The sequence below is a fragment of the Mycobacterium basiliense genome (genome assembly GCF_900292015.1).
GTDB lineage: Bacteria > Actinomycetota > Actinomycetes > Mycobacteriales > Mycobacteriaceae > Mycobacterium > Mycobacterium basiliense.
Map to the genome: position 1 here is coordinate 36463 of NZ_LR130759.1, position 12400 is coordinate 48862.

15 protein-coding genes are annotated in these 12400 nt (G+C 65.3%); 10 read left to right on the top strand and 5 right to left on the bottom strand.

Going from position 1 to position 12400, the window contains the following annotated elements; genetic code table 11:
* Window positions 1-200 precede the first annotated feature (200 nt).
* Both MB901379_RS00190 and MB901379_RS00195 read left to right on the top strand, forming a co-directional pair.
* Window positions 201-1784, top strand: coding sequence for a DHA2 family efflux MFS transporter permease subunit (locus MB901379_RS00190; RefSeq protein WP_158014768.1), 1584 nt, complete (start codon window positions 201-203; stop codon window positions 1782-1784).
* Window positions 1785-2019: 235 nt separating this feature from the next.
* Window positions 2020-3267 carry an ammonium transporter gene (locus tag MB901379_RS00195; RefSeq protein WP_232022174.1) on the top strand — a complete coding sequence of 416 codons (1248 nt, stop codon included), beginning with the start codon at window positions 2020-2022 and terminating at the stop codon, window positions 3265-3267.
* Window positions 3268-3692: 425 nt separating this feature from the next.
* Here MB901379_RS00195 and MB901379_RS00200 read toward each other — a convergent pair whose 3' ends face one another.
* The 3 genes from MB901379_RS00200 to MB901379_RS00210 all read right to left on the bottom strand — a co-directional run bounded on the left by MB901379_RS00200 (window position 3693) and on the right by MB901379_RS00210 (window position 5534).
* On the bottom strand, window positions 3693-4001 hold the full coding sequence (locus MB901379_RS00200) for a GNAT family N-acetyltransferase (protein ID WP_158014770.1): 309 nt from the start codon (window positions 3999-4001) through the stop codon (window positions 3693-3695).
* Window positions 3998-4966, bottom strand: coding sequence for a pirin family protein (locus MB901379_RS00205; RefSeq protein WP_158014771.1), 969 nt, complete (start codon window positions 4964-4966; stop codon window positions 3998-4000). The genes MB901379_RS00200 and MB901379_RS00205 overlap by 4 nt, the downstream gene beginning before the upstream one ends.
* Window positions 4967-5117: 151 nt before the next feature.
* A complete protein-coding gene (locus MB901379_RS00210; protein ID WP_158014772.1) occupies window positions 5118-5534 on the bottom strand; it encodes a WhiB family transcriptional regulator in 417 nt (138 codons plus the stop codon).
* 143 nt (window positions 5535-5677) lie between these two features.
* Here MB901379_RS00210 and MB901379_RS00215 point away from each other — a divergent pair, with 143 nt between their 5' ends.
* The 6 genes from MB901379_RS00215 (at window position 5678) to MB901379_RS00240 (ending at window position 9720) form a co-directional block, all read left to right on the top strand.
* On the top strand, window positions 5678-6442 hold the full coding sequence (locus MB901379_RS00215; protein WP_158014773.1) for a helix-turn-helix domain-containing protein: 765 nt from the start codon (window positions 5678-5680) through the stop codon (window positions 6440-6442).
* Window positions 6443-6471: 29 nt separating this feature from the next.
* Complete coding sequence (locus tag MB901379_RS00220; protein ID WP_158014774.1) at window positions 6472-7299, top strand: C40 family peptidase; 828 nt, start codon at window positions 6472-6474, stop codon at window positions 7297-7299.
* Window positions 7300-7348: 49 nt separating this feature from the next.
* Window positions 7349-7711, top strand: coding sequence for a DUF4226 domain-containing protein (locus MB901379_RS00225; protein ID WP_158014775.1), 363 nt, complete (start codon window positions 7349-7351; stop codon window positions 7709-7711).
* A gap of 62 nt (window positions 7712-7773) precedes the next feature.
* Window positions 7774-9051, top strand: coding sequence for a DUF4226 domain-containing protein (locus tag MB901379_RS00230; protein WP_158014776.1), 1278 nt, complete (start codon window positions 7774-7776; stop codon window positions 9049-9051).
* A gap of 49 nt (window positions 9052-9100) precedes the next feature.
* Window positions 9101-9418: an ESX-1 secretion-associated protein gene (locus MB901379_RS00235; protein ID WP_158014777.1), complete on the top strand. Its 318-nt coding sequence runs from the start codon at window positions 9101-9103 to the stop codon at window positions 9416-9418.
* Window positions 9415-9720: a DUF2694 family protein gene (locus tag MB901379_RS00240; protein ID WP_158014778.1), complete on the top strand. Its 306-nt coding sequence runs from the start codon at window positions 9415-9417 to the stop codon at window positions 9718-9720. Before MB901379_RS00235 ends, MB901379_RS00240 begins: the two co-directional genes overlap by 4 nt.
* A gap of 4 nt (window positions 9721-9724) precedes the next feature.
* Here MB901379_RS00240 and MB901379_RS23940 read toward each other — a convergent pair whose 3' ends face one another.
* A complete protein-coding gene (locus MB901379_RS23940; protein ID WP_174236956.1) occupies window positions 9725-9868 on the bottom strand; it encodes a hypothetical protein in 144 nt (47 codons plus the stop codon).
* Window positions 9869-9947: 79 nt separating this feature from the next.
* Here MB901379_RS23940 and MB901379_RS00245 point away from each other — a divergent pair, with 79 nt between their 5' ends.
* Both MB901379_RS00245 and MB901379_RS00250 read left to right on the top strand, forming a co-directional pair.
* On the top strand, window positions 9948-11111 hold the full coding sequence (locus MB901379_RS00245; protein WP_158014779.1) for a DUF5631 domain-containing protein: 1164 nt from the start codon (window positions 9948-9950) through the stop codon (window positions 11109-11111).
* A gap of 87 nt (window positions 11112-11198) precedes the next feature.
* Window positions 11199-11519 carry a DUF2710 family protein gene (locus MB901379_RS00250; protein WP_158014780.1) on the top strand — a complete coding sequence of 107 codons (321 nt, stop codon included), beginning with the start codon at window positions 11199-11201 and terminating at the stop codon, window positions 11517-11519.
* A 104-nt stretch (window positions 11520-11623) separates the two neighbouring features.
* Here the strand turns inward: MB901379_RS00250 and MB901379_RS00255 are convergent, their stop codons facing one another.
* Window positions 11624-12397 carry a TIGR03084 family metal-binding protein gene (locus MB901379_RS00255; RefSeq protein ID WP_158014781.1) on the bottom strand — a complete coding sequence of 258 codons (774 nt, stop codon included), beginning with the start codon at window positions 12395-12397 and terminating at the stop codon, window positions 11624-11626.
* Window positions 12398-12400: the final 3 nt, after the last annotated feature.

A 12400-nucleotide genomic window follows, 5' to 3' on the forward strand; every position in this document is an offset into this window, starting at 1 on the left:
GAGATCCCGCGAATTCGATTAGCATCTTCCCGTCCTGGTTTGCCAGAGCAGCGTGCTATCCGGCGCCTTCTGGCTTGCGCCGATGCAGTGGAAGAAGCTGGGCGGATGACGCGGACCAAGCCGAAGCAACCGAGGTGGATGCCGAGCCGAGGTGGCCGCATGCTGGCGCCGCGGAGAGCGCCCACCGCGGCAGGAAGCGCATGACATCGTCCTCGGTGAGCCCAGATCAATGCAGCTATCCGGACAAGCTGGACGCCAGGCTGTGGCGCATCGCGGGGGTCTGCGTCCTGGGCTCGATCATGACCATGGTTGACACCAGTGTTGTTACCGTTGCGCAACGCACGTTTGCCATCACCTTCGATTCGACCCAGGCGGTCGTCGCCTGGACGATCACCGGCTACACCCTGGCGCTGGCCGCCGTGATCCCACTGGCAGGGTGGGCGGCCGATCGATTCGGCACCAAACGAATTTTTCTGGGTTCGGTTCTCGTCTTCACCCTGAGCTCGCTGTTGTGCGCGCTAGCGCCGAACATCACATCGCTCATCGCCTTTAGAGCGTTGCAGGGCTTTGGCGGCGGCATGCTGGCACCGTTGACCCTCACCATCGTCAATCGTGAGGCAGGCCCCAAACGCGTCGGCCGGGTAATGGCGGTGCTGGGGATCCCAGGTGTGCTCGGCCCGGCCTTCGGGCCGGCCTTGGGCGGCTGGCTCATCGACAGCTATGGCTGGCAGTGGATCTTCTGGATCAACCTGCCGGTCGGCGTGGCCGCTGTCGGCCTCGCCGCGCTCGTGTTCCCCCGAGATCACCCAGCCCCGTCGGAGACCTTCGATTTCATCGGAATGCTGCTGCTCTCACCTGGGTTGCCGGCGTTCCTCTACGGGATGTCGGAGATCCCAAGCTGCGGCACCGTGGCTGATCTCCGGGTGTGGATACCGGCGGGCATCGGGATAGCGTTGATCGTCGCGTTCGTGTTCCATGCTCTCTACCGTGCCGACAAGCCCCTTATCGATCTGCGCTTGTTGACCAACCGAGCGCTCACACTGGCTAACGCGGCGATGTTTCTTTACATCGTCTCGACTTTCGGCGCCGGCGTGTTGTTTCCCAGCTACTTCCAGCAGTTGCTCGGTCACACTCCGCTGCAAGCTGGGATGAGCTTGCTACCCCGAGGGATCGGTGCCGCGCTGGCGATACCTCTGGCGGGAGCGCTGGTGGATCGGCGTGGCGGTCGCGGCGTTCTCATCGTCGGCGTCACGCTACTCGCCGCGGGCCTGGGCATCTTCGTCTACGGGGTTGCCTTCCGGAGCGGCAACCTTCCGATGCTGTTGATCGGTCTGACGATCTTGGGGCTGGGCATGGGCAGCACCAGGATGCCGCTGGTCGCGGTGGCGATGCGGAGCCTTTCGCCAAGTCAGATCGCACGAGGCTCAACGCTGATCAAAGTCAATCAGCAGATGGCGGCGGCGGTGGGGGCCGCGCTGATGTCGGTGATCGTGAGCAGCCAGGTCAACGGTGGTGAAAACGTCTCCGGCACACACAGGATCGGTGCCATACCAGGCGGCTTGCCTTCCCCCGGTTTCCCGGAGACCGTTGCGCACGCCTACAGCGTGGCGTTTGTGATAGCGGCCTTGCTGGTGGGGTTGATCCCTATCCCACTGGCCTTTTTGCCCAAAGGGTCGCCGAAGGCGGCACTCAGCGAGACATCGCGCCAACCCACATCCGAAAGTGACGCACCCTCCGGCGACACCACGCTGCGTAGCGGGCAGTCCTCGACGGGAGTTCCCTGATCGTCGTCGCCGAGGTGGACTGGCGCCGACGTGGTCTTGTCACCACAGTTCGGCCGGGCTGGTAGGGCGCGGACCGAACGCGCGACGGCCTCCTTCGCCGATAGCGGCACCGTCTACCGTCTATCTGAAACCTCGCCGGCATTCGTCGTCGACGACCATCGAAGGAGCCGCAGAGTTGGACATCGATCCCGCCGCGACCGCTTGGCTACTGGCCAGCACCGCGCTCGTGCTGCTGATGACACCCGGGTTGGCGATCTTCTACGGGGGCATGGTGCGCACCACCGGCGTGCTCAACATGATCATGATGAGTTTCATCTCGATCCCGCTGGTTACCGTGGCATGGCTGCTGGTCGGCTACAGCCTGGCGTTCTCCGGCGGCGGCGGGGGCGGATTCGTGGGCGGGATCACGCATGCCGGGATGCGGGGCATCGGCCCGGAAGCCGCGCACGGATCGGTTCCCGAACTGCTGTACGCCACCTTTCAACTCAGTTTTGCGATCATCACCGCGGCCCTGGTTAGCGGGGCCATCGCCGACCGGGCCAAGTTCGCCGCCTGGATGGTCTTCGTGCCACTCTGGGCGGTCGCGGTGTATTCCGTTGTTGCGCACTGGGTGTGGGCGCCCAACGGCTGGTTGTTCAAGATGGGTGTGCTCGACTACGCGGGCGGACTGGTTGTCGAGATCGTGTCGGGCTCTTCGGCGTTGGCGTTGGCGCTGGTGCTCGGTCCGCGCATCGGTTTCAAGGTGGAGGCCATGCGCCCGCACAACCTGCCCTTCGTGCTGCTGGGGGTGGGGCTGCTGTGGTTTGGCTGGTTCGGGTTCAACGCGGGTTCGGCGTTGGCCGCCAATGGATTAGCGGCCGCGATCTTCCTGAATACCTTGGTCGCCGGTTGCCTGGGGATGCTGGGATGGCTATCGGTAGAACAGATTCGGGATGGCAAACCGACCACATTCGGTGCCGCCTCGGGTGTGGTTGCCGGTTTGGTGGCGATCACTCCGTCGTGTGGCACGGTAAACACCGTCGGAGCCGCGGTGGTGGGACTGTTGGCCGGAATCGTGTGCTCGTTCGCGATCGGGCTGAAGTTCAAACTCAACTACGACGATTCGCTCGACGTGGTGGGCGTGCACTTTGTCGGCGGCGTCGTGGGTGTGCTGCTGATCGGGCTCCTGGCCACCGCCGTGATGACCGGCGGTCCGCAGGGCCTCTTCTATGGCGGGGGATTGGCCCAACTCGGCAAGCAGGCGTTGGCGATGGCGGTGGTGGGCCCCTACGCCTTCACGGTGAGCTATGTGCTGGCCACGGTGATCGAGCGCCTCATGGGCTTCCGGGTCAGCCGCGAGGAAGAGGTAAGTGGCGTCGACCTCACCCAGCATGCTGAGACGGCCTATACCGAGGGCGTCTATGGCCATCAGCAGTTGCATCGTCCGTTGTTAGGTGAGCGGGACGTGTTCCGCCCGCGGCCGAACGGCGGCGAAGCGGGCTAAGTACCCGTATTCGCACGCGGCTCGGACTCGCAACCGGAGCGCCGCAGGGTGGCGCCTCCAGCTCACCGCCCTGCGGTGGATCCTGGCCCGGTCCGGCTGAACCCACTTGGACTGCGGGGGTTAGCCGGTCGCCCCGCGGGTTACTGGCCTTGATGTAGCGATATGCCGTTACCGCCCTGATCGCACGTTGCGGCAACCGGGGCGGCAGGTCCGGGGGATCGCCGATGACGAAGTCATGTGTAATGTCGCGTTACCTGAGCGCGCGAGCTGGCCGCACGGTCTGCGGGCAAGGCCGATGGTGACGACCCCGGTATGGATGGCAATACCGCCCGAGATTCATTCGATGTTGTTGGCCCACCCGAGGGGGCGGCGATCCGGCCATGTTCCGCGGCTACCGACACGCCCCTTGCCCATCGCCGAGCCCGCTAAACGATCCTGACGGGATCGGTGATGTCGTCGTACTCGGGATGGCTTTTGAGCACCGTGCCGACCATGGAGCACGCCGCGACGATGCGCTTGCCTGCTGCCCGCGCGTCACGCAGGGCCTGCTCCACAAGAATGGTGGCCAGCCCGCGACCACCGAACTCCGGTTCGATTTCGGTGTGATCGAAAACGCGTTGTTGGCCGCGATCGATATAGCTGGCAAAACCCACGGTTTGGCCCTCGACGGTGATCGTGTATTTGCCCTCTTCGGCGGTGACGGTGGTTTGGGCGCCTGTCTTGTCGGTCGTCACTGGGATTCCTTTCGGCTCGGTAGCGGTCTGGGCAGCAATCGGGTGGTGGGCAGCGGCGGGGCCGGCAGCCGGGCCACCGTCCCTTGATACCCGGTAACGACGCCGAATCGTTCGTCGCCGTCCTGCCACTGCTGTCGATAGGCGACGATGTCGTCGTGGCTGCGTCCCACGAAGTTCCACCACATCACTAATTCTTCGGTAAACGGAGTGCCGCCCAGCAGTAACACCCGGGCGGGGCGTGCCGCGATGTTGCGCAACGGCAGGGTGGTGTCGCCGGGCCCCTGATAGCCCAGATCGCCAACCGTCAGTGCATTGCCGCGCATTTCCAGATCGCCGGTATCGCACAACACCGCATGTTCGAATGCCGGGTCGACGTCGATGACCAGCGCGGCCTGCGCGGTGAGGTCGATCTGGGCGCCCAGCAGGGGGGTGAATGTGTGTACCGGCGAACGACTTCCGGCCAGCTCACCAAGAAAAACCCGCGCGGCGGCACCCGGCAGTGAGATTGGCGAAGGACGGTAATGAGCGAAGTCGCGGCCGGTGTTTCGGGCGGAGTCGGGCAGGGCGACCCACAGCTGCGCACCGTGTAGAACGCGTGCTCCCACCGACACTTCCGAGTGGCAGATGCCCGCACCCGCGGTCATCAGATTCAGTTCGCCGGGCCGGACTATGGCGTGGACGCCGGCGCTGTCGCGATGTTCCACCTCCCCGCTGAACAGCCAGCTGACCGTTTGCAGTCCGGTGTGTGGGTGGGGAGCGACATCCATGCGTGCCGACACCGGCCCGTAGTGGTCGACAAAGCACCACGCGCCGACCAGCGAGCGGCGCCGTTGCGGAAGTGTCCGTTGCACCCGGATCCCTCGCGGTCCACCCAGGGGAACCGCACGCGGACTGAGCACCTCGATACCGGTGGCGTGTGAAGCACTGCAGATGACTTCGATGGGCGCGGCGTCCAGGGTGCTCATCGTCCAGCCTTCGTGTGGGCTTGCTTCGCGAGATACCGGCGACCCTACGCCGGTTTAGCTATCCGCCCGCCGAACGTCTCCGGCTTGGTGGCGTGGGCCGTCCAGCGTTGCCGGGGAGGCCCCCTCCCCCGGCATCGGCCGGGGAAAGGGGTCACGCCGCCGTGCGCGGGCCCACCTGTGCGGCGGGCATGTGCACAACCACCGCGGCTATCGGGATCGCGTGGCGTTCGGTGCGCGCGAGCAGTGCCGCATTGTCCGGTAACTGTCGCGCATTGATTTCGCCGGCGGCGATCTGCCGCAAGATTTCGTGAGCCTGTGCCAGCTGTTCGCGCTTGCGGTACTGGCCGCCGGGAAGTTTGACGCCGGCCCAGACGCCGTACTCCTCCCGATGCTTGACGGCTCGTTGGGCGCACAGGCGTTGCTGCGCGAGCGGGCAGCGGCGCAGGCAGTGGATCCGCGCCTCGATGGCGGACCGCTCGTAGGCGCGTGCCTTCGCGGCTCCGTCGCCGCTGTCATCGTCGGGGTAGCCGAACCACAGTTCCGGGTTGGCCGCGCAGGGATTCGCCATCGGTCTGTCTCCTCCTCGAGTAAAACGTAGGCAAAAGCGTATACGCAAACCATGCGGGCCGGCAAGGGAAAAGTGACAAAAACGTATATTTGTGGAAGAGGCGTGGCCCCTGTGTAATATCCGGCCTATGGCCGGAGCCCGCGGTGAGCCGTGAATCGGCAGGCGCGGCCATCCGCGCCCTGCGGGAGTCGCGCGACTGGTCCCTGGCCGACCTCGCCGGAGCGACGGGCGTCAGCATCATGGGGTTGAGCTATCTGGAACGGGGCGCCCGCAAACCACACAAAGGCACAGTTCAAAAGGTTGAAAACGGCCTAGGCCTGCCGCCGGGGACGTATTCGCGGCTGTTGGTGGCCGCGGACCCGGATGCCGAGCTAGCCCGGCTGATGGCGGCGCAACCGCCCGAGGCAATGTCGCCTCGGCGTACCGGGACCGTGGTGGTCGACCGTCACAGCGACACCGATGTGCTGGAAGGCTACGCCGAAGCGCAGCTGGATGCCCTCAGATCTGTCATCGATCGCCTGCCGGCGAGTACCTCAAACGAATATGAGACGTATATTCTCTCTGTGGTCGCTCAATGCGTGAAGGCAGAGATGCTCGCCGCCAGCTCGTGGCGGGTGGCGGTAAACGCCGGCTCTGACTCAAGTGGCCGGCTCATGGCGCATCTGCGCGCCCTTGAGGCAATCCGCGCCGCCCTGCTGGATCGGATGCCGACGAGCTTGAGCGCACGGTTTGATCGGGCTTGTGCGCAGTCGCCGTTGCCGGAAGCGGTGGTCGCGGCGCTGATCGGGGTTGGCAGCGAGGAATTGTGGGATATCCGCAATAGGGGTGTGATCCCCGCCGGAGCCCTCCCCCGCATCCGTGCCTTCGTCGATGCGATCGGCCATGCGGAATCGACGGACGACGACTAGGTGCGTCGAGACGGCGGAGAGGACGACGATTGAGTCCCACGGAAATCGACGCCTTGAGGCGCGCGCATCAGATGTTCACGGGCGGCGGTCGTCAGCCGGTGGTGGACGCCGCTGCCGCACCTTACGAAATGCGGTTACGAGGTGCCGTAGCGCTGACTGTCGCGGCGCCACAGAGGCGCTATCAACTAAGGACACAGCGCAGCTACGACGCGCTGCTCGCCGCGGCACGGACCGACACGGCGGTTACCGCGGTCGTTGCCGACGCCCACCGGGATCGGGACGGGGCCCGTGAATTGACCGGAACGGTACTGGCGGCGGCCCGCGCTGACGCCGCGACCGCGCCGGTAACGCCGATGGCCCAGCGAGAGGCGCTCCGACGGCGAGCGGCTCGGCTGCGGGCGCAACACGCGCATGTCTTGTCAGCTCGTGGACGCGCGCGACGGCATCTGGCGGCATTGCGGCTATTGCGGTATCGGATAGCACATCACGGCGGTGCGGCGCTCAGGCTGCCGTCACGTAGCGGACGTGCGGGGATCGCGGTGCGCGCCGCGCTATCGAGACTGGGCTGCCCTTATGTCTGGGGGGCGAGCGGGCCCAGCCAGTTCGACTGTTCCGGGTTGGTCCAGTGGGCCTACGCGCACGCCGGGGTTCACCTCGACCGAACCACGTATCAGCAGATCAACGACGGGATCCCGGTGCCGCGCCCGCAGGTTCGGCCTGGTGATCTGGTCTTTCCGCACCCGGGACACGTGCAGCTGGCGATCGGCAACAACCTGGTCGTCGAGGCGCCGTACTCCGGCGCCTCGGTCCGGATCAGTCCGTTGGGCAACACCGTAGCGATCCGTAGGCCGTGGTGAGCACCCAAATGCTGCCCAGCGCTTTGGACGGAATGAGAAAGTGGAAACCATGTCTGAGTCAGCCGGATCCTCGCTAGCTGCCATTCGGGCGCAGCAAGCGGTGCTGGCCAGAAAACACGACGCCGCGGCCGAGGCCGACCGCGCACTGACGCAGGCGCTTGCCAGTGCACATGCCGCGATGCGCGAGAGCATTCGTCGGCTAGACGCAATCGGCGCCGAAATTGACGGTGCGGTGTCGGGTCAGACTGACCTTGCCGTCGATACCCCAATGGGAGCCCGTGAGTTTGAGCGATTCCTGGTCTCCAAACAGCGCGAGATCGCTGCCATCGTGACCGGTCTGCGTGAGCTCGATCGCACGAAAAGCGCTGTGCTGGCGAGCTTGCGGGGCCACTACGCAGATCCGGCAGGATAGGTATTCGACAGCAGTAGTGGGTGAATTGTCGGCGCCGAGGTGCCTGGGTACTGTCACGCGACATGGAAGGGTCGCGTGATCGCCCGCAGCGGGGCAGCGTTCCCGCCGAGGTGCCGTCGGCACCAGTAAAGCATGAACGAGGGGCCGCGGCTGAAGCGATCGCAGACGCCGAAGCGGCTCTAGCGCATCAGAATTCACAAAGTTCTCTGCTGGATCTGCAAGTGGTCTCGGCGATCCTGAATGCGCACCTTACCGCCGTCGAAGGCGGAGAAGCGCTGAACCAACTGCAAGAAGAAACCGAAGCCGCGGTACGGAGCCGATCCGATCTGGACACACCGACCGGAGCTCGTGATTTCCAGCGGTTTCTGATCGGCAAGCTCAGGGACATCCGTGGCGTAGTCGCCAACGTGAGTCTGGACGACACGTCCAAGGCAAGCTTGATGGCGGCGTGGACGTCGCTGTATAACGCGTCGAAGAGTGAGCTGGGCGCCCAAGACTCACCGGTCTTGGCTCCCGTGGGAGGCGCCGCTAGCCCGGACCAACAGCCCGATCTGATGCCGGTTGATCCCCTACTGGCCTCGCTATTGCTGGACGATCCGAGCCCGCTCGACGACTACGCAGCCAACCAAGGCGCCGCCTTGCCAGCGCCGCCGGCGAGTCCGACGATGCCCAGCATTCCCGGTCTGGGTGGCGCGCCGGCAGGCGCAACTGCGCCGGCCATCGGGCCCGGCCCAAGCGGCGATACCCGGGCGCCGCTTTCTGGGCTGTTGCGGGGAATCAGATCGGGACTCGACGACGTCGACGAACGAGACCTGAACGATTTCGATCCCGATCGTGAGGCACACGCATTCTCGGACGGCCCAGACGACGACAGCCGTCAACAGGACACCGAGGATGACGCATCCTCGGGCCAGCCGAAACCCTTGCCAGCGGGTCCGACGACCGTGTCCCTGCCCAACGGGGAGACGGTGACCGCCGCCAGCCCCGAACTGGCAGCCGCAATCAAGGCCGCCGCTGGCGGAACGCCGATCTCAGATGCCTTCCAACAGCAAGGAATTACCATTCCACCGCCGGGTACGCCGGTCAGCAACCCGCTCGATCCAGCGCAGGTCGCTGCGGGGGACATCGGCATCCTCACCGATCGGCACGCCCTGGCCCTCGGCCGTGACAAGGCTCTGCTTGACGGGCAGATCCAACAGGTCTCCAGCATTTCCGGGACGAACTTCCTAGGCTGGCAGCATCCGCCGACAGCGCCGAGCGCGCCCATGACCACGACTGCGCCGGCCAGGACCGACGCACCCACACCTACCCGGCCGTCCGGCACGACGGCCGCCTCGTAATACTGAGCCCGCCGGCGTCAACCACCGGTGAACAAAGAGGAGACAGCGGATGGCAGATGGAATCCATGTGGCGCCGGAGCACCTGCGGGAAGCCGCTGCACACCATGAACAAACCTCCGAGTATTTGCGGACGGTGCCGTCGTCGCACGCCGCAATCCTGGAGAGCCTGGATTCACTCGGGCCAATCTTCAGCGAGCTCCGCGGTGCCGGGCGTGATCTGCTTGAGTTGCGGCGCCAGTGTTATGAGCAACAGGCCGACGATCATGCCGATATCGCGCAGAACCTAAGGACGTCGGCCGCGATGTGGGAACAGCATGACCAAGACGCGGCTCGTGACTTCGGCAGCATCGTTGACGACGGTCGATGACCGACGCTAACCCCGCATTCGATACCGTCCACCCCAGCGGATCCATTCTGGTGCGGTCCTGCCGCGGTGGGTACATGCACAGCGTCGCACTAAGCGAGGCGGCGATGGAAACCGATGCCCAAACGCTGGCGGAGGGAATTCGGCTGACCGCCGACGTCTCATGCCTCAAGGCATTGCTCGAAGTGCGCGATGAGATCGTTGCGGCCGGTCACACACCCTCCGCGGAGGTTCCGACGGTCGAAGATCTCGACGCGGCGATTGAGAAACTAGTAGCGCACCAATTACGTCCGCGCCGTCGCTGACGGGTTAGAGCAGCCAGCGCTTGGCAGCGTCGGGATCGGGTGCGATTTCGGTGGGCGGCTCGACGGGATTGGCGCCGAACAATTCTCGCGCGCGGCTTAGCAAGGAGCGCACCTCGTCGAGTTGCTGCTGCAGCGCAGAATCAGCCATGGCCCCACGCTACCCAGGCGGTGTCTGCGACACAATTCACCACCCGCAGCGGCGGTGGGGATCCCGGTACGCTTAGCCGGTGGCGATCTTTGGTCGAAGAGCGGCGCGCCGGCGCCTGCGGAGAGCGACCGAGGAATCGCTCACGATTCCGGCGTTTAGCTCCCCGCCTGATTGCACGCCCTGGGTGATCGGCGGGCTATGGCCAGCCGAGCTGTCGCCGAACATCGCCGAAACGGCCACGCTCGCAGAGTATTTGCAAGCCGATTTGCAACGCATCGTCAGCGTTGCCAACGAAGAGCTGCGGAACATCAGGCAGTCGGTCTTGATTGATTCGGCTCGGCGCGAAGCAGAAGCCAGGGTGATCGATGAAGCACGCGTGCTGGCGGTGCGACGAGTTGATTCGACTCTGCGTCAACTACGCGAGCGCGAGCGTTCCGGGCAGCAAGGCAACCCAGCGCTGGAGCGGACCCAGGTGTTGCCGGCCGTCAGAGACGAGGAGCCGGCTGTCGAACCGGCGACCGTCTCCATCGACGAGGACGTTGGCGAACCCGCAACCGAATCCGAGCGAGGGATTGCTGAAAAGGAGCCTCGGCCCCCGGTGCAGGCCGCCGATGCGCAGGAATCCGAGGGCGAGCGACTGCGGCGGCTGCTTACCTTTGTGGCCCGTCAGGAACCTCGTCTGCGTTGGGCGGTCGGACAACTCGAGGACGGGGCAGTGGTGCTGGCCACCGATCTCGCCCACGGCTGGATACCTCCTGGCATCATGGTTCCCGAAGGCGTGCGATTGTTGCCGCCCGGTCAGCGTAGTCGCCGAGGCACCGCTCTTCTCGGTGTTACGGCGCGCACGGTGACCTACAGCCCCGGGGACTCTTTGGCCTGGACGGAAAGGCCAACCGCGACGCGGTCTTCGGTACGGCCGCGGGAGTTGCCGAACCTGGAGAACCTGGAACAAAAGCTGAGCGACGCTACACTCGCGCGGGCCGAACTGCCGCGAGTGGTACATATATTGGCGAAGGCTGCCGCCGCCGGTACGCACGTCGCCGAAGACGAAATCGACTTGGTGCGAGTGCATTTAGACACCGCGCAGCACGAGACCTTGGCGCAGTATCCCGGTGTCGATGTCCCGTTGCTGCTCAACTGCATGTTGTTGGCCGCCATCGAGAGCAGCGTCACCGGCGATGCGATGTCGGCGAACTATCACTTCTCCTGGTTTCGGGCGTTTGACCAGCCGCCGGTGACCTAGTGGACGGGTGGACGATTACTTCTTGTTCTTACCGCAAATGCGCCGCATTTTTGAATTGACGCTGGTGGGAGCCGTCGACATACTGTCTTGGTGTCGGGGCCTGGCAGTCGCGCGGAACTGAGTGACAAAGACCTCGTCGAATCGGTTCTTCGCGACCTAAGCGAGGCGGCCGACAAGTGGGAGGCGTTGGTTGCGCAGGCAGAGACCGTTACTTACAGCGTGGACCTGGGAGATATTCACGCAGTTGCCAATTCCGACGGTCGGCTGCTGGAGTTGACGCTTCATCCCGGCGTAATGACCGGCTACTCGCATGGAGAGCTGGCGGACAGATTGAACGCCGCGATCGCGGCCCTGCGCGCCGAGGCCGAGGCCGAGAACGAGGCCCGGTACGGCGGTGGCCTGCAGTGACGTGCGTGGCCGCGCTTCACGCGGGCGTATTGACTGAACACGTTGTAGTACATGGTGTTTGACCAGGATGCGGAATCCTGGTGAGCATGAGTCGCTGCGCGCGCCTATCGGCCAGGGCCGGGAGGTCCGGCGAAGGCTTGCGCGATCTCTAGCCACTGCTGTGCGTCCTGCCCCGTCGCGTTGAGGTTGAGCTCGCTCAACGGTCGCCGCTGGGTGACCAGAAAGCAGAAGTCTTCGGCGGATCCGGTGACTCGCTGCGCCGCATCGGCCGGTCCCCACGACCAGATGTCTCCGCCCGGGCCGCTCAGCTCGACCAGAAAAGGCTGGGTCGGCGGTGCCAGATTGTTCACGAAGTAGGCGTAATCACGGGTGCGGACACCGAGATGCGCGATCGACCGCAGCCGTTCGGTGGCGGGACGAACGACCCTCAGGGCGTCGGCCACGTCAAGTCCATGCGCCCAGGTCTCCATCAACCGTGCGGTGGCCATCGACGGGGCGCTCATTGGCGGACCAAACCAGGGCAACTTGCGGCCCTCGGGAACAGTCCGCAGCGCATCGTGGAGTTGGCCGCGAGTGACCCGCCAATCGCGGAGCAGCTCGCTGGGCGCCCCGGTGGCCAGCTCTTCGGCGCCCTCGTCCACGAACCCGGTCGGGTTGGCCGCGGCCGCGGTCAGGACGTCGGCGAAAGCGGCCTCATCGGTGACCGCGGTCAGCGCCACCCGGTCGGTCCACAGCAGATGCGCGATCTGGTGCGCGATGCTCCAACCCGGCGCCGGCGTCGGCTCGCTCCAGCGCTCCGGTGGTAGGGGTGCCACCAGGGCGTCGAGGTCGTCGCTCTCCGCGCGTAGGTCAGCGACGATCGGACCTGGGTCCGCCATGAT

Bases quoted from the DNA above. Each gene is read 5' to 3' on its own strand.
- MB901379_RS00190 (WP_158014768.1), top strand. From the start codon at position 201: ATGACATCGTCCTCGGTGAGCCCAGATCAATGCAGCTATCCGGACAAG.
- MB901379_RS00230 (WP_158014776.1), top strand. From the start codon at position 7,774: ATGGAAGGGTCGCGTGATCGCCCGCAGCGGGGCAGCGTTCCCGCCGAG.
- MB901379_RS00255 (WP_158014781.1), bottom strand. From the start codon at position 12,397: ATGGCGGACCCAGGTCCGATCGTCGCTGACCTACGCGCGGAGAGCGAC.
- MB901379_RS00235 (WP_158014777.1), top strand. From the start codon at position 9,101: ATGGCAGATGGAATCCATGTGGCGCCGGAGCACCTGCGGGAAGCCGCT.
- MB901379_RS23940 (WP_174236956.1), bottom strand. From the start codon at position 9,868: ATGGCTGATTCTGCGCTGCAGCAGCAACTCGACGAGGTGCGCTCCTTG.
- MB901379_RS00225 (WP_158014775.1), top strand. From the start codon at position 7,349: ATGTCTGAGTCAGCCGGATCCTCGCTAGCTGCCATTCGGGCGCAGCAA.
- MB901379_RS00195 (WP_232022174.1), top strand. From the start codon at position 2,020: ATGACACCCGGGTTGGCGATCTTCTACGGGGGCATGGTGCGCACCACC.
- MB901379_RS00205 (WP_158014771.1), bottom strand. From the start codon at position 4,966: ATGAGCACCCTGGACGCCGCGCCCATCGAAGTCATCTGCAGTGCTTCA.
- MB901379_RS00240 (WP_158014778.1), top strand. From the start codon at position 9,415: ATGACCGACGCTAACCCCGCATTCGATACCGTCCACCCCAGCGGATCC.
- MB901379_RS00210 (WP_158014772.1), bottom strand. From the start codon at position 5,534: ATGGCGAATCCCTGCGCGGCCAACCCGGAACTGTGGTTCGGCTACCCC.